Annotated in this window: 17 protein-coding genes; 6 read left to right on the top strand and 11 right to left on the bottom strand. The window is 58.3% G+C overall.

Annotated features, from left to right (window positions below; all coding sequences use genetic code 11):
• The first annotated feature begins 24 nt into the window (after positions 1 to 24).
• Entirely contained in the window at positions 25 to 1,635 is a 1,611-nt protein-coding gene (locus P6U24_RS06155) for an amidase family protein (protein WP_407158285.1), read from the top strand.
• Positions 1,636 to 2,338: 703 nt separating this feature from the next.
• On the opposite strand, the gene P6U24_RS06150 is transcribed toward P6U24_RS06155, so the two are convergent.
• Positions 2,339 to 3,523: an ABC transporter substrate-binding protein gene (locus P6U24_RS06150; RefSeq protein WP_407158284.1), complete on the bottom strand. Its 1,185-nt coding sequence runs from the start codon at positions 3,521 to 3,523 to the stop codon at positions 2,339 to 2,341.
• A 227-nt stretch (positions 3,524 to 3,750) separates the two neighbouring features.
• Here P6U24_RS06150 and P6U24_RS06145 point away from each other — a divergent pair, with 227 nt between their 5' ends.
• Positions 3,751 to 4,326, top strand: a complete 576-nt coding sequence (locus tag P6U24_RS06145) for a MarR family winged helix-turn-helix transcriptional regulator (RefSeq protein ID WP_407158283.1) — start codon at positions 3,751 to 3,753, stop codon at positions 4,324 to 4,326.
• A gap of 30 nt (positions 4,327 to 4,356) precedes the next feature.
• Here P6U24_RS06145 and P6U24_RS06140 read toward each other — a convergent pair whose 3' ends face one another.
• Genes P6U24_RS06140 through P6U24_RS06130 form a run of 3 tightly spaced genes read right to left on the bottom strand, consistent with a single transcriptional unit; the run spans position 4,357 to position 7,234 of the window.
• A complete protein-coding gene (locus tag P6U24_RS06140; protein WP_407158282.1) occupies positions 4,357 to 5,583 on the bottom strand; it encodes an NAD(P)/FAD-dependent oxidoreductase in 1,227 nt (408 codons plus the stop codon).
• Positions 5,580 to 6,014: a Rieske (2Fe-2S) protein gene (locus P6U24_RS06135; protein ID WP_407158281.1), complete on the bottom strand. Its 435-nt coding sequence runs from the start codon at positions 6,012 to 6,014 to the stop codon at positions 5,580 to 5,582. The genes P6U24_RS06140 and P6U24_RS06135 overlap by 4 nt, the downstream gene beginning before the upstream one ends.
• Positions 6,011 to 7,234 carry a Rieske 2Fe-2S domain-containing protein gene (locus tag P6U24_RS06130; RefSeq protein WP_407158280.1) on the bottom strand — a complete coding sequence of 408 codons (1,224 nt, stop codon included), beginning with the start codon at positions 7,232 to 7,234 and terminating at the stop codon, positions 6,011 to 6,013. Before P6U24_RS06130 ends, P6U24_RS06135 begins: the two co-directional genes overlap by 4 nt.
• Positions 7,235 to 7,407: 173 nt before the next feature.
• Between P6U24_RS06130 and P6U24_RS06125 the strand changes: the two genes are divergently transcribed.
• Together P6U24_RS06125 and P6U24_RS06120 are read left to right on the top strand one after the other, a co-directional pair.
• Positions 7,408 to 8,211, top strand: a complete 804-nt coding sequence (locus P6U24_RS06125) for an SDR family NAD(P)-dependent oxidoreductase (protein WP_407158279.1) — start codon at positions 7,408 to 7,410, stop codon at positions 8,209 to 8,211.
• Positions 8,212 to 8,225: 14 nt separating this feature from the next.
• Positions 8,226 to 8,735: a cupin domain-containing protein gene (locus P6U24_RS06120; protein ID WP_407158278.1), complete on the top strand. Its 510-nt coding sequence runs from the start codon at positions 8,226 to 8,228 to the stop codon at positions 8,733 to 8,735.
• A gap of 549 nt (positions 8,736 to 9,284) precedes the next feature.
• Here the strand turns inward: P6U24_RS06120 and P6U24_RS06115 are convergent.
• From P6U24_RS06115 to trpC, 6 genes are all read right to left on the bottom strand, one after another.
• Positions 9,285 to 10,817, bottom strand: a complete 1,533-nt coding sequence (locus tag P6U24_RS06115; protein WP_407158277.1) for a porin — start codon at positions 10,815 to 10,817, stop codon at positions 9,285 to 9,287.
• Positions 10,818 to 12,199: 1,382 nt separating this feature from the next.
• The gene (locus P6U24_RS06110; RefSeq protein ID WP_407158276.1) at positions 12,200 to 14,797 is read right to left on the bottom strand and encodes an ATP-binding protein; all 2,598 of its coding nucleotides are present in this window, start codon (positions 14,795 to 14,797) and stop codon (positions 12,200 to 12,202) included.
• A 744-nt stretch (positions 14,798 to 15,541) separates the two neighbouring features.
• The gene (locus tag P6U24_RS06105; RefSeq protein WP_407158275.1) at positions 15,542 to 16,183 is read right to left on the bottom strand and encodes an HD domain-containing protein; all 642 of its coding nucleotides are present in this window, start codon (positions 16,181 to 16,183) and stop codon (positions 15,542 to 15,544) included.
• A gap of 99 nt (positions 16,184 to 16,282) precedes the next feature.
• Positions 16,283 to 16,666 (bottom strand): hypothetical protein, encoded by a 384-nt coding sequence (locus tag P6U24_RS06100; protein ID WP_407158274.1) that lies wholly within the window; start codon positions 16,664 to 16,666, stop codon positions 16,283 to 16,285.
• A gap of 525 nt (positions 16,667 to 17,191) precedes the next feature.
• Complete coding sequence (locus P6U24_RS06095; protein ID WP_407158273.1) at positions 17,192 to 17,854, bottom strand: winged helix-turn-helix domain-containing protein; 663 nt, start codon at positions 17,852 to 17,854, stop codon at positions 17,192 to 17,194.
• A gap of 289 nt (positions 17,855 to 18,143) precedes the next feature.
• Positions 18,144 to 18,953, bottom strand: coding sequence for an indole-3-glycerol phosphate synthase TrpC (gene trpC / locus P6U24_RS06090; RefSeq protein ID WP_407160797.1), 810 nt, complete (start codon positions 18,951 to 18,953; stop codon positions 18,144 to 18,146).
• An 865-nt stretch (positions 18,954 to 19,818) separates the two neighbouring features.
• On the opposite strand from trpC, the gene P6U24_RS06085 reads away from it, so the two are divergent.
• On the top strand, positions 19,819 to 21,135 hold the full coding sequence (locus tag P6U24_RS06085; protein ID WP_407158272.1) for a glycosyltransferase: 1,317 nt from the start codon (positions 19,819 to 19,821) through the stop codon (positions 21,133 to 21,135).
• Between the two features lie 129 nt (positions 21,136 to 21,264).
• Positions 21,265 to 22,488, top strand: coding sequence for a flavin-dependent oxidoreductase (locus P6U24_RS06080; RefSeq protein ID WP_407158271.1), 1,224 nt, complete (start codon positions 21,265 to 21,267; stop codon positions 22,486 to 22,488).
• Positions 22,489 to 23,071: 583 nt separating this feature from the next.
• Here the strand turns inward: P6U24_RS06080 and P6U24_RS06075 are convergent.
• The gene (locus P6U24_RS06075) at positions 23,072 to 24,535 is read right to left on the bottom strand and encodes a catalase (protein ID WP_407158270.1); all 1,464 of its coding nucleotides are present in this window, start codon (positions 24,533 to 24,535) and stop codon (positions 23,072 to 23,074) included.
• Positions 24,536 to 24,655: the final 120 nt, after the last annotated feature.

Raw genomic sequence — 24,655 nt, 5'->3', positions numbered from 1 at the left:
CGACGCTTTCTCTCGACATCGCTTATGATGAGCGCTATATCTTCCACGGAAGATACACGAGATCGTCCGCGTTTTGATCTGATCATCCCTTTTCTCATGGCCCGCGCGATGGCCACCGCATGTGAGTTCGACATGATTTGCCGCCGCGAGCTTCTTAAGACCGCATCGAACGCCGCTGCCGTGTTGCTATCCGGCATCCCTCCAGTGAGGGCGGCGTATAGACATGATATTCTAGCGCGGTTGGACGCCATTACTGCCACAAGGGCGATGCGGCAAGGAGACGTGAGTGCCGAGGACTATGCAAGAGCACTTCTCGGCGAAGCCAAGCGGCTCGAGCAATTGAACGTGTTCTCGCATATCGAGCCAGATACGGTACTCGAGGCGGCGCGGCTCGCAGACAAGGCACGCCAGTCCGGGCAGAGCTTGGGAATTCTTCATGGCCTCCCGGTTCCGGTCAAAGACAGCATCAACACCGCAACGCTACCGACATCATGCGGGACCGCCGCGTTAAAGCACTTTCGTCCCGTACGCGACGCGGAAATTGTGCGCTTGCTGAAGGCGCAAGGCGCCATTGTCATGGGGAAAACTGGTCTACACGAAATTTCAATGGGGTGGACTAGCAACAACGAAATAACTGGTCCGGTGCGAAACCCGTATGACATGACTTATGTTCCTGGCGGCAGCAGTGGTGGCTCGGCGGCTGTTGTCGCCGCACGGATTGCCCCGCTGGCCGTCGGCGGGGACACCCTTGGCTCAATACGTGTACCAGCCTCCTGTTGTGGAGTGGTCGGATTCCGCCCGACATTTGGCCGCTATTCCAGCGAGGGCTCAATGCCGCTGACCGACAACAAGTTCGACCAGGTCGGCCCATTCGCCAGATCGGTTGCGGACTTGCTGCTTTTCGATGCAGCGGTAACAGCCGAAGCAGCTTCCATAGCGCCGGGCCCGCCAAAGGGCACGCGCATCGGCATTGTACCCAGCTACTTCCAAGAAGATGTCGATCGCGAGATCCAAATAGCTTTCCACAATATGCTTGAGAGCTTACGAGAGGCCGGAGTCGTGATCGTGGAAGTTAATGCGCCTGCGGAGCTCAAAGAGGCTGCGGCTATCGGCCTTACGATCATGACTTACGAGATGGTCGCGAACATTTCGCGTTTTCTGCGTGAGTACCATGCAGGCGTTACTTTCGATCAGATACTATCCGCTGCTGGTCAAGGTACACAGCGTGTTCTGAAGTCCAGGGCGCTGGCTCCAAATCGGCCGTCAGATACCGCCTACCAGGCGATGCTTGCAAAGCGCGATAGACTCAAGAGCTGCATGTACGACCTCTACAAAGATCACGCAATAGACGCGCTGGCCTTTCCGGCTATTGGATTCGCTCCTCCACAGATTGGAGAAGAATCCGTAATTGACATAAATGGGAGCGAAGTTTCTCTTCCGCTCGCCATGGCGCACAATGTTGCGCCGGGCAGCTGCTGCGGATCACCGGGCCTCGTTCTCCCGGTGGGCCTGAGTAGCAACGGACTGCCCATAGGAGTGGAGTTCGATGCCTTGCCAGGCAACGACCGGGGTCTACTCGGGCTGGGACTCTCGCTTGAGAAATCGCTCGGACAGCTCAAGCCACCCTCGCTCTGATCTTCCGACTCGCTTCGTTACGAGATACTAACGTTTTTGAACCGCGTCGCCACCCGCCCTGCTATTGGCAAGCCTTCATCGGTTCGAACAAAAACAGCCGTTCGAAGAAGCGTCCGCTTTGACTAAGTTGAAGTTCCTAAAATGCGCAGTTATCGACGGCGGTCAAATCGTTCGCAGCGTCCAAAAATATCAGACAGATCGCCTTATACATTAAGGGACACATAAGACAGCTTTGGCGGCTGCCTATCGGAGCTTCGAGACCGCGAGCGTAGATAATGGTTTACGTTAGTCGAGTTAAGGGATGCCGCGGGCTCAGACCAGTATTGGCATTCGCATTATTGGCACCCCGCTCTTATCTTCTTTTTCGGAAGCGGGTTCGACAAAGCGCCTGAGGATCGGCGGATTATACTGCCCAAGCACGCGATGAGCTAGCCGCTTGAGGCCATCTGCTTCTATACGGTGGAATATCGGACGGCGAGCCGGATTGAGCACGCCTCGATGCTTCCCTGCCGACTGGGCGAGACGCCCGAGCGCGAGCATCCGTCGGACTGATGCAGTGCCGTTTGCGCCCGCTCGATCTCCTGCGCGCTCCGGCGCTCCGGGAAGAACAATTAGGAGGCAGGCCGGGAAATGCTGGAGCGCAGCCGAATACCGCGATTCCGTCGATGTCAACAGCCGCCCGCCTTTAACAATCAGAAGCCTTTTATTGAGGGGTCATTATTTGGAGCATTGGCACCCAGCGCTCGCCGTCAAATCTCTGGGGCCGCAGCGCTGTGATCAAGCGATAATCATCCGGCCTCGTGTTGACAGTAATGCCGGGGATCAGACCTGGAAGTTCAACGTTTTTGAGCGCTGTGGCACGCCTCATGATGTTCTGTCGGGACAAATCATCACCACAGGCCTCGAGGACCTTTGTCATGAGAACAGCGACATTCCATCCGGTGAAGTTGAGCTGATCTTCGGTATCGCCCTCCGGATAGTACCTCTTCATGAACTCCAGCCATTCGAGATAGGCCGGATCGTTCGCCCATTCCGGGTCGCCCACCGATTTGGTCGGAGTCGCCGAGATCGCACCCTTTGCGTTTTCGAGCCCGGCCGGTTTCAGGATCGTTGCCACAAAGTTGCTTCCGATCGGCAGGAATTGCTGAGCACGCCACCCAAGCTCGCCGGCTTTACGGATTGCCTGGGAGGTGAACTTACCGGTCGACGCGTTGAGAAAGACGTTGGCGTTGCTGCTGGCCAACGAGACCACCTGCGAGTCGACCGTGGGCGATGTGACCTCGTATGGCGACGCCGCGACGATCTTGGCCGCCGGATCCAGGCGAGCCAGCTCGGCCTTGAAGCTGCGGAGATATTCGCGCCCGTAGTCGTCGTTCTGGTACAACACTGCGACGCGCGATCCGGGAGTGCGCTCGGCCACAAGCTTGGCGTAGATCATCGCTTCGGTGCTGAACAATGTCATTCCCGCGATTGTGTAGGGACTGGCTTTCGGATCAGCGAAGCGCTCGCTGGCGGCAAATACAAACAGTTGAGGGATCTTTCTTCCGTTCAGATATTTCTGAACTGCCGCATTCTGAGCGGTCCCCATGCTGCCAAAGATCGCCACCGCTTCGTCGTTCTCGATCAGCCTGCGCGTCTGCTCCACGGCTTTCGGCGGGCTATAGCCATCATCGAGGGAAATCAGCCTGATCTTGTGGCCATTGATCCCGCCGCGGTCGTTAATCATCTGGAAATAGCGGGACTGCACCTTGCCCACAGCACTCAGCGCCGAAGCTGGCCCGCTGTAGGGCATGGTCTGGCCGAGGATCAGTTCGGCCTCGGCCGCGCCGGCCGTACCGCAACGAGCCAGTAAAGCCGCAAATACGAGTACGGCGCGAAGTCCGCGCATGCCTCCCTCCCTTCTTAACTTCCTCTTACGAGAATTATTCTTCCCAGGAAGATTAATTGTCAAGCTGAAGAGCCAACGGATCCTTCCGCTGGTGACCGGCGCCGCTGCCAGCTGCAGTATGAGGATCTTCCGGGCGACATGCCATTCCGGCCGTGATAAGTTGCCTAGCGGATGACGCCGACGCAATTGGCGCAGACCGAGGACCTGAAGAAATGAAGAGGAGTAGCGTGTCACGCCGCGCCGAACCCGCGACCAAGAAACCACCAGAGCCCGACAGCACTCTTTACGACGATATTGAGGCCGCCTGGCTCAAGCAACGCCCGGACCTCGACCTTGCCGCCGCCTGCACGTTGTTGCGGCTGGAGCGCGTCAATCGCCTTCATGAAATACGGCTGCAGGAGATATCGAAAGCGGTGGGCCTGCAGACAGGCGAACTCTATGTCCTGCTGGCGCTCAGACGCGCGGGAAAGCCGTATGAACTGCGCCCAACCGACCTGTTCCGCGCTTTGCTTGTCACGTCGGGTGCTATGACCAAGCGCGTATCGCGGCTTCAGGACCGAGGCTTCGTCCTCCGCGTCTCCGCCAGTGATGACGGCCGCTCGGAGCTCGTCCGCCTCACCGCCAAGGGTCTTTCGACCGCGGACCGCGGTATCGTAGAGGTTGCGAGGGTCGTTGAGAGCGTAACCGAAGCCAGCGGACTCACGAAGGCTGAGCTCACGACCCTCGATCGTTGTCTTCGCAAGCTCCTCACCGTCAAAACTGTGAAAACGAAGAAGTCCGGCAGGCTTGCAGAACGCGACTAGCGATCGTCGTCGGCAACACTCCACAAGAGCCTACTGCCTATTCTTCAGAAAGGATCTCAAATCGCATGAAATGTCTTTCACCTGGTCTGGTTCCGGGGAAATACCGGCGGCGATCAGGCGCCGCGCCAGCATCTGATCGCCCGGATTGTTGATGCTGTCGACCGCGACCAGCTTGTCCTGCCGGTAGTGAAACACGGAGAACCGGCCGGCGTCGATAGCGCCGCGGATCACGATCCGATCGCTGCCTGCGGCATGGCCAACGGTCTGAAGCCTGAGATCGTGTTGATCCGACCAGAATCTCGGCACACTGTCGTAGGGCTCGCGGCTGTCCGCGACGGCGAGCCCGACAGCCCTTCCCTGATCCTGCGCGTGCTGAACGCACTCCAACCTGATCCACCCCCCTGCAAACCGGCTGTAATGAATAGCGCAATCGCCGGCGGCATAGATCCCTGGGCATGCCGTTCGGCCATACTGATCCACCATAATGCCATTGGCACATTTGAGCCCTGCGGCAACGGCGAGATCATCATTGGCAATGCCGCCAATGCCCACGACGACGAGGTCCGCGCCGAGGCGAACGCCTCCGTCCAGTTCGACCGCTGCAACTCGACTACCGGCTCCGAGGATTGCGGAAATGGCTGCGTTCGTCTTCACCGCGACGCCTGCTTGGACGTGAATGTCAAGGAGGAAGCGCGACACGACGGAAGATACCGCCCGCTCGAGCAATCGGGATCCAGCCTCAATCACCGTTACGCGCTTGCCGAGCTTGATCGCCGAGGAAGCCACCTCGAGGCCGATGAAGCCGCCGCCCACGATGACGATCTCGCTGGCCCGGTCGAGCCGTGCCTTGAGATCGATCGCATCGGCGATCGATCGAAGATAGCAGACCCCGTCGAGTTCAGCCCCGTGAATCGTGATCGGACGCGCGCGCGAGCCCGTGGCGATGACGAGGCTATCGAAGTCCAGGACTGCATCTCCCGCCAACACGACCCGGCCGGCATTGCGATCGAGTTCGACAACGCGACGCCCAAGGAGCAGGTCGATCCGCCTGCCGGTGAAAATGGCCTCGTCCCGCATGAGTAGCCCCTGCGCGGTGGTCTCTCCGAGTAGGAAATCCTTCGATAGCGGCGGGCGTTGATATGGCAGCACTGCTTCATCGGCGACTACCGTCACCGGCCCGGAATAGCCGGCCTCGCGCACCGTGAGAGCTGCCTGAACGCCGGCATAGGACGCGCCGATCACGACGAGGCCACTCACGGATTGACGTCCACATCGCCGTGACGGTGGGCTTCCGGAGCAGCGACGCCCTCGAGCTTTACATAGATCTCGCCATCCCGGATTTCGACCTTGAACGCCCTGATGTCCTTGTAAGCGCCTGCCCGGCATCTGCCGTTGCGGACATCGAACATCGCCCCGTGCAGGGGACATTCGATTACATGCCCTTCGAGAAACCCCGTGGAGAGCAGAGCAAATGCATGCGAGCAGACGTCCTCCGTGGCGAAGATTTCGTCATCGATCTTGTAGAGCGCAACGCGCTGGTCGCCGACCTTGAAGCCACGCGGCTCGCCTTCGAACAGCTTTGAGACGGCGCATAGATGTTGCCAAGTCATGGGATGGGTTCTCCTGGACCAAGGCTGAAGAATGGATGCGAACACAAAGGTCGGCGCCCCGATTTCCGATTCGATCAACGAGGAATCTGCCGCCAATCGTCGGAGGCGGACGCAAGCCGGCCACCGACCGCGCGAATGTCCTTGTAGGACATGGTCTCGCACTGGCCACTCTTGGGTGCCTTGCCCTCCATGAAGCCGCGCACTTCATCGAGCAATTGGCGGCGGACCCTTACGATTGCCTGGTCTGCCGAGCAGAGATATTCCTGCGAACGGTCCACGATCGGGCCCATGCTGACCATCACGACGAAATCCTCGATGACGATCTCATGGAAGCCTGTGCTGTTGCCGGCATCCATGATCTGGCGGTTCTGTCCCCAATTGTTGGTTTGATCACCTGGCAGGCCGCCGGCCATCGGCCATTGATTGGCGCGCTGCACCTTGCGCCAGGAATCCACGGGCTTCTCCGGATTGTAATAGATATACCACTGGATGAGGTTCTCGTCGTCGATCGGCACCGCGATGATCGCGGTGCGATCCTGCTGCGGGCCGGAATAGATCGGCGCGATCAATCCGTAATAGGGCATCACGAATTCCGTGACCCTGGCCAGGCGTGCTCCGTCCGGCGCGGTGCGCAGCGCGGCGGCACGGAAGCCATAGCGCTTCTTCTCAAATTCATAGCTCACTTCAGTGTTGACCCGTGTCGCGCCGAAATCGGTCGACGACGTCGCGGTCCAACTCTGATGCAGCAGCGCCACATGCGAGGAATCGATGGTGGCCTCGACGCCCTGCAACCAGTTCGCATGGAGTTCGATGCCAGCTGCGTAAACCTGGTCAGGCGGCAGATCCATCCATTCAAAGTCCGGAGCGGGCGGAGCCTTGCCTTCCCCGAGCCAGACCCAGATCAGTCCGGCCCCCTCCCGCGTCGGATAGGCTTTCGCCTTGACGGTCTTGGCGAACTCCCTTGGGTTGTTCGGCTCATTGGGGACGTCCAGCACATCACCGTCGGCTCTGATCCTCCAGCCGTGGAACAGACAGGTCAGCGAGCAGTCGTCGACACGTGCTAGCGCAAGAGAGGCGCCCCGATGCGGGCAAGCCTCATCGAGAAACCCGACAGTCCCGTCCTTGCCTCTGAAGGCCACGAAGTTGCGGCCGAATAGTTTGACGCGAACAGGCGCCTCTCCCTTGCGCACGCGAACCGAGAGAACGGCCGGCAACCAATAATGCTGCCGCAGCATGCGTCCCATGGGGGCGTCACCCGTGACGCGGCACAACAATTCATTCTCTTCCTTGGTGACCATCGCGAAAGCGCTCCCTTGTTGACGCCTTTGACGTCTTGGCGCTATTATCTTCCTCGGAAGATTTCTGTCAAGATCTCTTACTGGAATGCAAATCAGGGGGTGGCATGACTGAGGGGCGCCTAAAGGGCAGCGTTGCATTGGTGACGGGAGGAAGCCGCGGAGTCGGAAAGGGAGTGGCGATCGGCCTCGCAGAAGCGGGCGCGACGGTGATCGTCACGGCGCGCACCCGCGACGGTGCAGGATCTTGGCCCGGTTCTCTTGATGAGACCATCGCGGCGATCGAGGCGGCCGGCGGCCGAGGCATTGGCCTGATCTGCGATCACTCAGACGATGCGTCGGTGAAGGAAGTCTTCGAGTTCGTCCGGCGCGACCACGGCCATCTCGACGTCCTGGTCAACAACGTGTTTGCGTCGCCCGACGTGATGCCCGTGAATGTCCCCTTCTGGCAGATCCCGACATCAATATGGGACACTTTGCACCGGGTCGGCCTCCGCTCGCATTTCGTTGCAAGCCAACACGCGGTCCCCCTGATGCTGCCACAAAAACGCGGCCTCATCGTCAATACGTCGTCTGGCGGAGGTGTCCGATACACGTTCAATGTTCCCTTCGGCGTGCAAAAGTCAGGAGTCGATCGGATGGCACGCGACATGGCACATGAACTGCAGCCTTTCGGCATCGCCGCGGTTTCCATTTGGCCTGGCTACATCAAGAGCGAGAAACTTGCAGCGCAGCCCGACCGGGTGCCGCCCGCATTGGCTAAGCTGATAGCCGAGCGCGGCGAGACTCCAATCTTTGCCGGACGTGCAGTGGCCGCGCTCGCCAGTGATCCCGGCGTGATGGCCAAGAGCGGACAGATCCTGCTCGCCTCCGAGCTTGCCGCTGAATACGGCTTCACCGATATCGATGGGAAGGTGCCACCGCCACCAAGCCGCGATCCGGCCCCGCTTTCCGTGTTCACCCCGAACCTCTCAAACTGACCAAGGAGCAACCAATGCGCACCGCAATCCAGACCGCGCTCCCTTTCGCCGAACGAGACGGGCATCGGTTCATGCTTGCTGTCGTTACGGGCCTCGCCTGTGCGGTGGCGCTCGCCAAACCCCTGTTGCTGGCGATGACCGCAAACCCGGGGTTCCCAGCACCGCTGTGCGCCGAAATGTCCTCATCCAACTCATCGTTGAACAAGGTAGAGGTGATCACCTCGCACGCCTTGCCGAATGTCCCCGGCAAGCGGGTCACAGTCGTCCGAGTAAGCTATGGACCGGGCGGCTTTACGCCGCCGCACCGGCATGGCGGCTCGGTGACCGCCTACATCACAAAGGGAGAGATCCGGTCGCAGCTGCGCGGCGGTCCGGTGGAGACGTTCGTGGTCGGACAAACGTTCTTTGAACCGCCTGGCGCGATACATCTCGTGTCAGCCAATGCGAGCAATACAGAGCCAGCCGAACTGATCGCCGTCGTGGTCGCGGACGAGGGTGCGGAATTGACCACGCTCCTCGATTGAAACACTAACCCGCGTTCAATCGCTTGGCCGTCATCACCCCCTCATACGAAGCGCAGATTGGCTTTGAGGCTGCTATCAGCGCATACGAGATCTGCTCGAAGCAGTAACTGTTGCGATCTATAGCAGCAATTCCGCAGCGCGGATCGATCGTTCGGAAGTCGAGAGGACGCTTCCGCTTAACGCCTCGAAGGTCTGCCTTTCGGTATGATCGCTGGCTGCAGGCCACTCTGGTCTTCCTCGGCGAGCGATCCGTAGCCCTTGCTGGCCAACGATCCGTAGACCGGCCCGACTCTAGATGTTCGATTGCTCCGGCCGCACATTAATCCCGACGTTGCCGAATGCCGGCGCGCAATCGCCCAACCCGGCTAGATGTCTTCGCTCTGAATCGGCACGGGTTACGACCACGTCGCGAGCGCCACCGGCCATGCCTGCCACTGAGGCGTCGCATCGACGGCGGGGTGTAGATCTCCTCACCTCACAAGCACAAACCTCCGGCGGGGCATCGCCGGAGGTCCGTGGAACTGCTGGAGGTTTAACGTTATTGCAGCATCACCAGTTACGCTGAGCACGCAGCAGCATGCTCACCGTATCCTGATCCTTCAATTGATAGATGCCCGCCGGCTTGGCGACGCTGGAGACCTGTGGCACACTCGCAAAGCCATCGTATTTCTGGTCAAGATGAGTGTACGTCACTTCACCTGAAACGGTCAGATTCTTGACCGGCGTCCAGCGCGTGATTAGACCGACTTGGCTGATGTTGAAGTTGGGATTGCAGGTGGCTCCGCCCGTCAACAGAGTGGGAGCGTTCGCCGCGATGCCGGAGCAGATCAGCGAGCTACCGGTGCTCTCATACTCTACCGCGGCGTAGGCGCCATAGATAGCCGTATTCCAATATGCGTTCCAGTTGTGGGTGTAAGCGCCCCGCATACCCCACGTCTGCACCGTCGAGAGGCCATTTCCGGGCGCGAACACCGCATCAGCGACGCCCGCATAGCCGAGGCTACCCGCACCGCCATACATCGAATATGAGGTAACAGCCTGGCTCTGGAAGTTGTAGCGGCTGGCACCGTCGGTGTAGACGGCCTGGATGTTGATGACGTCGCCTGGCCCGGTCGGAATGTTCTTGATCGATAAGGCGAACTGAGCCGCCCAGCCCCATTTGTCGTCGGGATGGCCGGTAAGCTCGGTTGCGCCGTTATACGCCGCGTGGTTCTCGTGCGCCGCGAACGACGCCTGGAACAATCCCCAAGCCTGATCGATGCGAACCATGCCCACGATGTCAGGCGACACAGTGCCGCCGATCGCATTCACGCCATAGCTGCCACCCAACACGCCAGCCGCCGAAATGCCCGCGGTGTTCCAGATATTTGTAGTGAAGTAAGCTGATGAGTCCTGCGCCGAAATCGTTGCCGATATGCCCTGGCCGAAGTCGGCGGTATAGGTAAACTGATTGACTCCGTAGATGTCGCCCCCACCGCCGACTAGACCGTCAAAATTGTTGCTGGGATAGTTGGTCCAAGGCGCATCGAACTGAGATACCGCTTTGCCCATCGTGAAGCCGCCAAACTGGATGAACGCGTAGGGCACGGATAGAGACCCGCCGTTAATGCCGTCATTGCTAAGCCCGTTGACGGACGTGAGGCCGCTTGAGTTTGCCGCCCCAGTCGAATATTGAGTTCCACCATTGCCGACGCCGGTAAATGTCCCGGAGCTCCACGTGAAATAGGCTTCGAAATAAGTACGTACCACTCCGTATTCAGTCGCCGTGCGCGTGTCGAGGTTGAGGTCCTCCCGCGCACGCCACTGAGCAGCATTGCTCAGGCGATTGTTGGCTCCGGCGGGGCCGCTGTAGGCTCCGTTGTAGTTGCTGTTGGTCTGAATGCCGATTTCGGCACGAAGATAGCCGCCCAGCTTGATGCAAGTACCCGTGCCGGGAATGTAATAGAAACCGGCGCCGTAAAGCGAACACACCCTGGCATATTCAATCGCTTTGGCCTTCAATGGCAGATCCGCAGCTTGCGCCCCCGCCACGGTGAATCCCACTGCTCCCGCACCAAGGAACAGGCCCCGTATCGACATCATTCAGATCTCTCCAGTTTATGAGACGGTCCACGCGCCCCTGCGCTCCCGTCATGCGTCATCGCACGACCGCCGCGGGACCCATTCACTGATCATCCAGCTAATGCGGCACGACATGCGTGACACCTTTTATCGATTGATAACCATCATACGACAGACAAAGCTGGTTACGCCGGACACATTTACGGTCAACCAAACGAGATGTTTCCGTGTAGTTAGATTGCGACATACGAAACAGGCTTACGTATCATTTCTCATCGCCGCGACGACGCGAGCTTCTGACTCGGATCGTTGCGCGTAGATCGAACTAATTTCGAGTGAAACACGCATGACCAATGGATGGCGCTGCAGATCTTCTGCCGCGTACCTCGTTAGCCGCGCGCACATCTGCCGGCATCTTCCCGGGCGTCCCGCCTCTCACAGATTTGCCCAAGGAAACCGTCACGATGCACCTTGCCGACTCGCAGGCGCTCACCTCTAGGCACAAAGCGGCCTTCTCTTTTGCCGCGTCTGTTGTTGGAAGCGGTGTTCATCTCCTTCCCCGCTACCGATTGTGGCAGCCGCTCTTGACACCAGCATCCCTCATTGCCTGCAATAGGCTGCGATCGCTTGGACACTCCGGCACCGGCCTAGCTCGCCACGGCTTTTTTTGCTGCTATCGTTGAGCCCATCGCTCCGCCTGTGCCGCGACCATGGTTTTGGCCATGAACTGCTCCAATTTTATTCGATCTCACTTGCTCGGAGAGGCAAGAGCAGTGATCACAAAGCCGGCTTGCGATTTCATGTTCTACGGCCAGTCGTAGCGGAGTAAATTCCCGGAAGAGGAGCTTACTTCTGATGCAACGGAAGGTCGCTCGGGCCACTTGTCGCCGTGTAGCTTTTCGCCGTCACGGCCGGCTCGTTATCCCGAAGCTACGATCGCAACAGTTATGCCATTACGTCGCAGCCGGACGCGCATGGAGCTTCAGTCGTTTTCAGAATGAATGATCCAGTTAGGAGGATTAGCGAACCGCCATACGTGCGGGCAGCTTCGCCCGAGCGGTGACTGAACCGGCACCCAGCTGCCAACAACGATCTCGGTCCGAAAGCCGACAATCGCTGCACGCTCACAGGTATCGGCGGCTTGATAGGCGTCAGAGACGATCTCACCGACTTAAGCAGTCGACCGATTCTTTGATCGGACCCAACAAACGCCGTTCCGCGGTTCGAATCCCGCCGGCAATCGAGCCCGCACGAATGCCGGATTGGCTTGCAATTTGGAACTGGAGACCCAATGGGCGAAACGGCGGCAGCCCATCGCTGCGGACCGAGAATGACAGCTCCTTATCGGCGTTGTTGGCTCGACCTGCCCCTGAACGCACTCCGTCCAGACGTCACGGGTCAGATCATTCACTTGGTTGAGTCGCAGCTTTCGTCTGCTCATCCATCCCCTCCAGCACGGACCGTAATCGTCGAGCCAATTCAGACACACGAAACGGTTTATAGATAACCGGAAACTCGTCGACCGCCCCGTGCCGATGGAGAACGTCTCCAGCATAACCTGATGTAAGCAATATCTTCATCTTGCCTTTCTGTCGCTTAGCCTCGCGGGCAAGCTCGACACCATTCGGGCCGCTCGGCATGACCACGTCGCTGAACATAAGATCGAATTCCTGATCGCCTTCCAGAAGTCGGATGGCCTCACTTCCATTTTTGGCACAGACAACCAGATAGCCGAACGTGGTCAGCATCTCCGAAGTGACCTCCAACACGTCCTCATTGTCCTCAACCAGGAGAATGCGCTCAGACCCTCCTGGCACGGCTCGTGCCCGCTCGATTTCCACATTGATATCGAGTTCCTGCTGAGTGGCTTTCGGCAGGTATACAGTAACAGTGGTTCCTACTGCTGGCGCGCTTTCAACGCTGATATATCCGCCTGATTGCCGGACAAAGCCATAAACCATGCTGAGACCTAGACCAGTGCCCTTGCCCACCTCCTTCGTTGTGAAGAACGGCTCAAAAATCCGATCTCGCACCTCAGGCGGCATGCCGTGCCCGGTGTCCGCGACAGACAGCCTCACATATGATCCGGGCGGACATCCGGCGACGGCTCCCTCCTCGAGCACGACGTTTTGCGTTTCGATCTGAAGCACACCGCCGGACGGCATCGCGTCGCGGCCGTTCAATGCCAGATTGAGGAGCGCTGTCTCCAGCAGGGAGGGATCGACCGTGCACCGCCACAGTTGTTCATCCGTCTTCAGCCTCAGCTCGCATCCTGCGCCGATCGCCTGGCGAATAAGCCCCTCGAACTCAGAGATCAGCACATTGACATCAAGCAATTTAGGGTCGAGCTTTTGTCGGCGAGAGAAGGCTAACAGCTGCGTAGTGAGCTTCGCTCCCTGATCGGTGGCGCGTCTTGCCGCTGCTGCGAGCCGGCGAACCTTACTATTGTCGGCTACATCCTCGATGAGCTCTAGATTCCCCGAGACTACGGCGAGCAGATTATTGAAGTCGTGGGCAACACCGCCGGTGAGTTGTCCGACCGACTCCATCTTCCGGCTCTGATGAAGCTGCTCTTCCATATGATGGCGTGCGTCCACGGCCCGCCTGTGCTCCGTAATATCTCTGAAGAAAATGCCAATTCCTTCGCCGGACGGAAACGCATTGACGGTGTACCAAGCATCGCGACGCCTACAATGCGCTTCGAAGACCGCTGGACGACGATCCGACATGGTGGCCTGAAGCTGCGCCAGCGTCTCCTCGTCATGGTCACCGAAAATGGCTTCGCGTAGATCCATGCCGATCAGCTCACGGCCTTCTTTGATGTCGTCCCAGGCTCTCTGGTTGAAGAAGCTGATACGCCAGTCGGCATCGGCGATAACAACGCTATCAGTTGTGCTTTCGAAAACCATAGCGAGACGCGCAGCAGCGGTTTCGGCCTTCTCCTTCGCATCAGAAAATTGACGTTCCCGGCTTTCCAAGGCCGCAGCCATGGCGTTAAATGCACCAGCTACGCTCGCGATTTCCGATCGGTCTCGGATGTTTACACGGCGGCTATAATCGCCGAGGCGCCACTGGTTCGCTGCATCGACCAATAATTCCAGGGGTCGATGGATGAATTGTCGGGCCCCGAGCAACGTCATCACCCACACCAATAGACTGCTCATGGCGATCAGGAAGATGTCGCGTCGAGTACGACGTTGAATCTCGCCAAAGGCCTTCTTTTTGTTGAGACCATAGCTGACGTGGAGCCCTCCTGGCTCGACCATCGAGACGCCCACGATTCTCTCCACTCCGTCGGCATCCACCAGATCAGCTGCGAGGTTCTCCCAATTTGGCTTATCTGCCTCAACAAAATTGAGTTTCTTACCGACGAAACGGTCATTTTCAGGATAGCGGGCGAGAACGGTTCCATCTCGGTCGGTGATGGCTAGCGCATCTCCCTCTGGTACCCCCGCTCGCGCGATGTAATTGCCCAGCCAGTCGAGCCCTAGAGGCGCGATAATGACGCCAGCTATTTGACCATCTTCGTCAAGGAAGGGGAGCGCGAACTGAATCAATTTCTGCCGAACGGACAGTCCAATCGAGAATTGTCCGACTGTAAACGCGCCGGTTTTCAACACGTTCGCAAAGTATGCGCGGCCGGCAACATTGACGGCTTCTCGATCCCGGTTTGTATCACAGAACGGCTGGCCGTTCAGATCGCTAACCACGAAAGTAAGAAAGGCTGGAAACCGTGATTTCATTCCGGCGAGCGCAGCATTGCAGGCCTCGCTATTCTTCGACTTTATGGCAGGCAGCTCCGACAGCGCAATGAGAACCTGGCGAATGCCTTGAACTATCTGTTCCTGCTCTTTCGCAGCGAGCTGCGCGAGGCTGAGCGCTTGATCCTGTACTTCGACCCAGCGCGCGCGCCGTAGGCTTGTTTCATGGTACGCTTGGATTGCGATGGCAGGGAGCGATGCTAACGCAAGAAGCGCAAACAGGCGGGACAAGATCGACATTTGCTTCCGTGTGAAAGATCATCCAGTCGCGGGGTCTGTGTTCTTCGAGCGCTCCGTCCACAGCAACTTGCGGCGCGGTCCGAAGCTGACGGCTGCCTTATACGGCCATGCATCATTCTGACCGCGATCTCCACGTCGCCGAGTTCCGCTCGTCAGGCACCTAAACACAAAGAGCATGAGGTCACCCGAGAAACTGGTCTGGTGGGCTGAGCGCTTCTGGACGATTTCAGGGCGGCACACTCTGCGATGTGCCAAATGTGACTGGCCTCCGCCGCTCATCTACGTGCGCCGAACTACCGCCGAAGATTTTCCAGGAACAATGGAAAACATCTGCCGGCACAGCCCGCAGCGAACTTTGCACCGACGCCGTCGGCAGCTGCGGGCACTAGTGAAGAATCTATCAGGACGGCGTGCGCTGTGCCGAGAATAGCTCGCAGTACCATACCGGCATCTCCTTTCCCACCTAGATGCGGTTGCGCGCTACCGTTTAAAAGCACCAAGAAAGCGCAATTGCGATGCACCATGCACACGTAATCGATATGGATTCGATCCAGATACAACCGTTGTGTCGCTTTAAGCCTAAGCGGAACAATGGGATGCTGCCTCAACGCAATCCAATGCCGCCTCCGGCCACAGTCCATTCAAGCGAAGCGTATGGTGCCGCGCTTGTTAGCGTTAGCCTCAATTCAAATGTTCAACTCTGCCCCGCTTACGACGACTGTCGTAGTACTCTCGGTACACCGGTTAGTTTGGCCAAGCTGAACCAAGAATGATCGAGCAAAAGTTTTGGCGGACATAATTCATGTCCTTCAGCGCCAGAACATCAGCTTTCACGTTACCAAACGTGGTCAGGGGTTTCTTGACGATGCCGCGAGCAAAGTGGTCGATTATATTTTCCTTGAAGTTCGCCTCACGTGGATGGTGATCGCAGACGTGTTGCCGCTGCTCGGGCGTAAAGTCGTGATACGCGATGCCTAGCACATCCATCTCCACGCCAGCTGTGACCAGCGCGACCATCGGACGCATGTGCTCGGGGATGCCCGGCGTCGTGTGCAGCGCGATCGCAGTCCAGACCTCCTCAACATCGCGTTCCGGGACGCCGTAGCTCATCATGAAGTCGCGTGCAGCATTGGCGCCGTCTACCTCGAAACGGAGGTTGGGGCTCGAATATTTCTCCGTCAGTCCCATGTCGTGGAACATGGCGCCGAGATAGAGTAGCTCGTGATCAACCTTCAGCCCGCGTCGCATTCCGGTCAGCGCTCCCCACAGGAAAACGCGGAGACTGTGGTTATAGAGCAGGTCGTCCTCGGTGTCGCGGACGAGCTGTGTGGCAGCGCGCGCGATGGCACTGTCTGGCAAGCGGACTCCTGCAATGATCTCGGGCATGAGTGGTCTCCTTTGTTGGTCCAGAGGAACTCGCATGTGTCATGACCGAAGCTCACCGCTCATGGTGCACCACCAAGCGACGCAGCGCCGCTCTCGAGGTCAGAGTTGAACGGCTTGTCCGCGTTTCGCAGCCGACAGCTCGGCCAATGTCCCGTAACCCAGCGCGACATCTGCATCAGCTTGCTGAAATCCCTGCGGCGGAATTCTGGGTCCTTGTAGGCCAAAACCTGTGGCTTGGGTCGTCTCAGGGCGGTGCTTGAGACTGTCGTAAAGGACCTGCAAGAAGCCTTCCGCGAATTGTGGCGAACGCGGGTAAGCCGCTTCAACAGTGCTCCGCTGCTCCGCTGTAAAGTCGTCAAAGCCGGCTCCGACCAGGTCCACGTTGGCTACCTCAGCAAGCAGTGTGGCACGTCCGCGCAACCATGCCGGACGCGAACTGCTAAACCAAAGCACCAAGCATTTCGTCAGCGAGAACGCTGACATGACCAATTCACTCATAATTTGAGTTATTTGCGCATCAATGGAAGTGAAAAAACAGCAGCCGACGAATGAGCCCGCTGCACCATGCTGCCGTCGCAGTTGAACTCATAACCAGGGTCGACCGCATAATCGAAGTTCGTTCGTTCCCCCGAAATCATCGCTATTTGCCAGGCCAGCTTCACACACGACTGTTCACGAGCGGGATGCGCAGGCCGAGCCTGCCGCAAAGAGTTGGCGCACCCTTCAGATTTCCCGCCATTTCCTCTCACACATACCATCCTACGGCGCATCCTTCTCATATCCCGCGCCGACAGAGAGCTGAAATCGTGCGGCTCCCCCCGCTCCGCCATTGGCTTGTCAGCTTGCGCGAAACACCGGTCAGATCCGCCTGCACATAACAGCTGGATTTCTCCAATTTTTGTTGCCCCGTGCCTTGCCGATACATTCGTTGACCGGCAACAACGGGAGCCTGCTTGGCAACTCTCGGTCCAGGTGAGCGACTCGTAAGCGGCTTCCTCTTACGTCCGCTTAAAGCCGCTCTACCGGCAATGTGAAGATATACCCGACGCCTCGTTGCGTCCGGATAATCGAGGGCCCACTCGGATCCGACTCAAGTTTGCGGCGCAGTCGAAACACCTGGACGTCAATACTCCTGTCGTAAATATCATCGTGGAGACGTGTCGCCTGCAAAAGACACACCCGAGAGAGCGGCCTCTGCGGAGCATCAAGGAAAGCCGTTAGAAGCGCGCACTCGCCCTTGGAGAGAGCGATCCTCGCCCCACAGGATTCGGTCAGGCGACGAGTTTGCCGGTCGAGCTGCCACTGACCAAAACGCCAGAGGCCCTTCTGTCTATCCCGCTGTGTCGGTATTGATCCTTCATCTCGGCGCCTCATGACCGCCTTGATCCGGGCAAGGAGCTCCCTCAAGCCAAATGGTTTGGTCAGGTAGTCGTCAGCTCCGAGTTCCAACCCCATCACTCGACCAGCCTCGTCTCGCCGATGACCCGTGATGATGATGACCGGCACATCAGACTGCACTCTTAAATCCCGGAGCAGGTCGAGGCCATCTTCCTGTCCAAGGCGGAGAAGAGAACGATAAGGTCCGGTTTGCGTCGCGCAAGGATCCCGATCACCTCCTCCCGCCGCGATGCCGAAATGGTTCGAACACCATCCTCTCCTCGGTAATTCCATACCCGCTTTCGCATCATCTCGTCGTCTTCAACGACCATGCATGTCAACTGCTGGCTGCTTGCGCCGTCAAACGTCTGCCATGGCTGCACGAAACGGCTTGTTCCAGTTGCTTGGTTAGCACCGTAGTCAATCCGGCAATCGTTCACTCTCTAATGCCCCTCTGGCATCCGCAGGGTATATTGAGGCTCTGCGATCTCGGAGCTTGCGAGCCTCCCGAGCGACGCACTCTTGAGCCAGTCGCTGCGGGAGCTCCATCATTTTCACCGGCTCCGCCACAACTCCGACGCAGTCAGTGTCCGGGGCTTCCAGCCCCCCTCAAAAGACTTTGAGTCGCTGCAGTCACATCGGCTTGCCGCATCAGGCTCTCTCCGACCAGAAAGGTCGATATGCCAATGCGCGACAGGCGCATGAGATCGTTCGAATCCGATATTCCACTTTCGCCCACAATCAGGCGATCCTTAGGGATGTGCGGCGCCAAGTCCTCACTAATTTGGAGCGTCGTCTCGAAGGTTCGTAAGTTACGGTGATTAATGCCGATCATTGGCGAGTTAAGACGGAGCGCTCGGTCAAGCTCCGCACGGTCGTGCACTTCAATCAGCACGTCCATACCCAAATCGAATGCCGCTGCCTCAAGCTTCCTCGCATCGTCGTCATCGAGCGCGGCCAAGATTAGCAGAATGCAATCCGCACCGTGTGCACGTGCCTCCGCCACCTGATAGGTATCGAACATGAAATCTTTGCGAAGTACCGGAAGGTCTGTTTCTGCACGCGCCGCAACCATGAACGCCAACTCACCTTGAAATGACGGTTTGTCCGTCAAGACAGATAAGCAGGCGGCCCCACCAGCTTCATAGGCCTGCGCTAAGAGTTCTGGATTAAACTCCTCCCGGATGAGACCTTTGGATGGTGACGCCTTCTTAATTTCCGCAATCAACGCATATTCGCCAGCGGCGTGCTTCTTGCGAATCGCTGAAATGAACCCTCTGGGGGACGAAGCCGACCGGGCGAGCGACAACACTTCCGCCGGGGTATGTGTGCGCTTGGCCATCTCTATCTCTTGCCGCTTATAGCCCTCTATTCGTTTCAAGATGTCTGGAATCATCGCCGACTACCCTCGCACACAATTATTGACCTTGAGAGAGGCGGACGAGACGCCTCGCAGACCTATCAGGTTGGCGGGCGCGGTAATCAAAACGCAAGTCACGTCCATGCGATAAACTCGATCGTTGCGCACCTTGGTGTACCGCAATCGATCGCATGCAACCTTACGTCTGACTAACGATAATGACCCCACCCGATTTTCCCGCACGCTCATCGGCTCGTTCACACCAACGCTCATAATGAAGCGGAATCGCTACGAGCTGACTACTAACTCCCGGATTTTGATTGCATTTGAAACAGCATCTGTTTTGCTATAGTTTCGCTTAGAGGCTGATCACCGGCTCGCTGCAAGCATCCGTCCGAAGAGCTGAAATGTGCGCAACCGGTGGTGCTGTTGCAACAGAAAACGATATAGCTCAATCATCGCAGGCTCCTTCACGCTGCAAGAAGCCGGCACTAGGTTGGCCTTTTAGATCTACCTTCTTTCGTAGCGGAGTGAAGATCTTTCAGTTTCTCTATTAGGGCGCTGCACATCGGCGGCTGTCCGGTGCCTTCGCATGCCAGATGGCGCGCATATCAATGATCGATGGTATCGCCCGCGGCCACGGGCTGCGTCGAATCCAACACTCAGTTCATCAACGGCAGCGCCGCCAGTGGCGCAAGCGACGCACGCGTTCGATAACCCCGTGAATGCTACGTGATCGCTACTTGAAACCTCATAATCGTGACAAGCGTAGCGCGATCAAATCGATCTGACATCGAGCTGAAACAAGTTTTTCATGGATTATCGTGGCGCATTCAGTTCGACTGCAGTCTCACACTTGGTAGCCGCTTCGCTCGTATTGCGAGGAGAAACAACATCAATGAAGATCGTCATCGCCACTACGCCCGCGCCAGGGCACGTGAATCCGATGCTTGGGATCGCCAGGATCCTCGTGGCCGAGGGGCACGACGTTCTTGCGTTTACCGGGCGCGATTTCCAAAAACGCGTCGAGGCGATCGGAGCCACATTCCGTCCGATTCCCGCCAGTGCGGATCAGGACGTCGTTGATCCTTTTTCGAAATATCTCGAGTTCAAGACGCTGCCTCCTGGGCTGGAGCTGCTGCGCGTCATCATCGAAAGATTGTTCGTCGACAACATTCCTGCACAGCATCATGGACTGCAAAGGATGCTGCAAGAGATCTCGGCCGACATCCTTATCGGAGACGACTGCTTCTTGGGGCTGCTGCCTACGCTCCTCAGCCCCGCATCGACGCGGCCTCCGATCGTCTGCTTTGGTACCTCCATCCTGCATTGGCCGCGCGAAGACGGAGTCCCCGACTTTCTCGGCTTGCTACCTGCGGCAAGCCCGGGCGAACATGCCGCAACCATTCGGGAACACGACAGAATCGTTCATCAGCCGCTTGCGAGGCGATTGAACCAATGCCTTGAAGCACTAGGCGTTGGACCGCTTGCGACCCCGCCATTTGAAGCGATGGTCAGGCTCGCCGACACGTATTGGCAGCTAACGGTGCCGAGCTTCGAATTTCCCCGGTCGCTGCCGAGCTCGGTGAATTTCATCGGCTCTCTGCCCATCATACCGAACCAGGCGCCGATACCACCATGGGCAGATGATTTGGATGGCACCCGAAAAGTTGTTCTCGTCACTCAGGGCACAGTGGCAAATCACGACTTCAACCTTTTGGTCGCGCCGACCCTGGCCGCGCTAGCCGAGGAGCGTGACATCCTCGTCGTCGTCACCGCGGGTGGGCGGCCAGTCGCAGACATCCCGGGGCCCATCCCGCGGAATGCGCGCCTCGCCAGCTATCTGCCATTTGAGTGGATCCTGCCCAGGGCCGACGTTTTTGTCACGAACGGTGGGTACGGCAGCGTCAACCAAGCCCTGAGCTTTGGTGTTCCTTTGGTTTGCGCCGGGCTCACTGAAGACAAGGCCGACGTAAACATGCGTGTGGGGTGGTTCGAGGTAGGAATCAATCTCGAAACAAACACGCCGACCCCACTGTCCCTGCGCAATGCCGTCCGGACAGTTCTCGATTCCGAAAGGTACCGTCGACGCGCTTCCCGGATGGCCCAGCAGTTCCGCATGATCGACACTCGAGGTGAGATCGTCCGAGAGATCGGCCAGTTGTCGCAAAAAATGGCCGACAGGCCACGTGCTGCACGTATGCCCGCGAAGTAACGATCGATGCCCTTTTCTTCGATGAAGACGACTAACGAGCAAGCTGCCCCTTCCCCACCAAGAAAGGACAGACGCGTCCACCTGAACCAACCCGTTATCATCGCTGGCGGGGGTATCGGTGGACTAACATTGGCATTATCGCTGCATCAGCTTGGCATTGCCTGCATGGTCTTTGAGGCCACCACCGAAGTCCACGAGATCGGAGTTGGGATCAATATACTTCCGCACAGCGCACGCGTGCTCATGTCGCTCGGTATCTTCGGAGAACTTGAGGAGCTGGCCATTCGGACGCGCGAACTGAGATATATGAACCACCTCGGCCAACGCATATGGACAGGCAAGTGCGGTCTTTGGGGCGGACATGACATGCCGCAACTGTCCATCCATCGCGGCAAGCTCCATGGTGTTCTTTGGAGAACTGCGCAGGCACGGTTGCCTGCAGGAAGCTTGCGTACCGGTCATCGATTGAAGAGCTTTGATCAGGATCATGGCGGTGTTACCGCGCGCTTCAGGCGTGCCGACCGCACCGATGCGGACGAGCGTGGGTGTGTGCTGGTAGGTGCTGATGGGATTCATTCGGTGCTGCGGTCCCTGCTTCATCCGACAGAAGGCGCCGTTCGATGGCAGGGCAGCCAGCTATGGCGCGGAGCAGTCGAATGGCCTGTCTTCGAAGGCGGCAATACCATGATGATCGCGGCTGACTTGAGGACGAAGCTGACGGTCTACCCAATCGCTAGAGGTAGATCGGTTGGAACGCGGCTAACAAATTGGATTGTGAACGGTAAGGTGGCGAGCAGCACCACTCCGCCACCGCCCCGTGAAGGCTGGTCCCGCCCCGGTAAACTTGATGACGTGCTGCCCTTCGCAAAGCGGATTCGGCTACCGTTCCTTGACGTCGAGGCGCTTGTCCGAGCCACGCCAAGCTTTTTTGAGTATCCGGAGTGCGATCGTGATCCGCTTCCGTGGTGGACTCAAGGACGGGTGACTCTGCTCGGCGATGCCGCACATCCGATGTATCCCACCGGCTCGAACGGCTCAGCGCAGGCCATTCTCGACGCGAGATGCCTGGCGAAGCTCTTGTCCGAAATGGCTCCCGAGGTGGCGCTCAGAGCCTATGAGACGGAGAGGTTACCCAAGACTGCTGAAATCGTGCGCAACAATCGTCGAGGCGGGCCCGAACGCGTCCTTGATCTCGTGGCCGAGCGGGCACCAAACGGCTTCGAGCACTTGGAGGATGCAATCACACCCGCGGAACTCGTCGACATCGTCGGAGGCTATGCACGGATGACAGGTCTTATAGACAACCATCAGTTCTCTCCGAACGCCGGATCGGAGCGTCAAGCAGACACTTAGGGTCATGTCTTGGAATGCTACGACATTGCACCGCACGTACCAGCCCAGCCGCATCATCTTCGCTATGCCAGCGAGCGACGTCCTACCGCGCAGTCGGCCTTCGCTCCTGCAACTGACACTTGCACAGACCGATGCGGATCTCAGTCAGCACGGGACGCGGTCTCCGAGCGGACTCGGCTAACGTCGCTCGCTTCAATGGCCGGTGAGCCTGCCCCCCAGCTATTTCTCACGTAATTGAGCACTGCTGCAATTTGTCGGTCATCAAGCTGCCAGCTGTATGAGGGCATACCTACAGCTGTCGGCTCGGCATCCGTGCGTGCACTGCGCGCACCTCGGGCTTAGCTCGGCCAGAGCGGACCGGTCGCAATATGGCTTTCAGCCGTTGTCGGCGCCGCGGCACTAGAATCGGTCGCTCTGACCGGCGATCCCACCGGTACGCCCGCGTGATCCCTACCACCTGCACCTTCAGGCCGGCCGCCACGCCATCGTCAGAATACGCGCCGGATTGAGGGAGCGAAGCAACGGAGTCCATCTAGCACCAGTGGTGCCGCGCCCAACATCGTAGTGCTGGACGCGGCATCATCTACTCGGCAGCTAGATTCGCAGTCAAACCAAGCGCCCTGGCGATGCCGGCCCCGTATTCGGGATCTGCCTTAGCACAGTTCGCGATGTGGCGCTGCTTGACCTCGATGCGAGCATCACCCATGGCGTTCGCCGTATTCTCGAACAGAATTGTGCGCTGCGCCGGGCTCATGCTCCGGAACAAATTGCCTGGCTGCTCATAGTGATCGTCGTTAACCCTGTGATCCCAATAGGTCGCATCGCCCTCGAGCGGCAGCGGCGGCTCGATTAGGTTCGTATCGCGATCCATCCATGCGCCCTTACTGTTGGGCCAATAGGTCGGTGTAGCGCCCAGATTGCCGTCGGTGCGCATCGCTCCATCACGATGATAGCTGATGAAAGGGCACTTCGGTGCGTTGACCGGGATATGGTTGAAATTGATTCCAAGCCGATATCGCTGAGTATCCCCATAGGAGAATAGTCGCCCCTGCAGCATCTTGTCGGGCGAAAAGCCGATTCCCGGCACCACGTTGGCAGGTGAAAAGGCGGCCTGCTCAACCTCGGCGAAATAGTTATCGGGGTAGCGGTCGAGCTCCATGACCCCGACTTCAATCAACGGATACTCTGCCTTCGGCCACACCTTGGTCAGATCGAACGGGTTGAACCGAAACGTCTTGGCCTGCGCCTCGGTCATCACCTGGATGAACAGGGTCCAGCGTGGGAAGTCGCCGCTTTCGATGGCCTCAAAAAGATCGCGACCGTGGCTCTCGCGGTCACGGCCGACCAGATCGGCCGCTTCGGCATCCGTGAGATTCGCGATGCCCTGCTGCGTACGGAAATGGAACTTGACCCAGACCCGTTCATTGGCGGCATTGATCATCGAAAAAGTGTGGCTTCCGAAACCGTGCATGTGACGAAAGCTCTTCGGTATACCGCGATCCGACATTACGATCGTGACCTGGTGTAGTGCCTCTGGAAGCAGCGACCAGAAGTCCCAGTTGTTGTCCGCCGATCGGAGCCCGGAGCGCGGATCGCGCTTGATGGCGTGATTGAGGTCGGAGAAGCGGAGCGGGTCACGGAAGAAGAATACGGGTGTATTGTTACCGACGATATCCCAGTTGCCCTCCTCTGTATAGAACTTGAGCGCAAACCCACGAATGTCCCGTTCAGCATCAGCCGCGCCGCGCTCTCCAGCTACTGTCGAGAAACGCGCGAACATCGGAGTCGTCTTGCCGATGTCGGAGAAAATCTTGGCCTTGGTGTAACGCGTGATGTCGTGGGTGACGGTGAAGGTCCCGTAGGCCCCCCATCCCTTGGCATGCATCCGCCGCTCCGGAATCACCTCCCGATCGAAATGCGCCAGCTTTTCGATCAGCCAGATGCTCTCCAGCAAAGCCGGTCCGCGCGGGCCGGCCGTCTGAACGTTCGTGTTGTCCACAACGGGTGCACCCGTGGCATGGCTCAAAGGGCTCGTGCGGTCGCTCATTGCTGATGTCCTCGTTGGTGACGGAAGGAAAGTCGATGCTGGCACAATGTGTTGTCCTCGCCCGGTAGGGCATTTCACATTCACAGTGCACAAACAGCAATGCCAGCTACCTGCTCAGCC

This window comes from Bradyrhizobium sp. STM 3557 (genome assembly GCF_045571465.1).
Classification (GTDB): domain Bacteria; phylum Pseudomonadota; class Alphaproteobacteria; order Rhizobiales; family Xanthobacteraceae; genus Bradyrhizobium.
The sequence above is the reverse complement of the archived record's forward strand: the minus strand, read 5'-3'. Positions and strand labels throughout refer to the sequence as shown.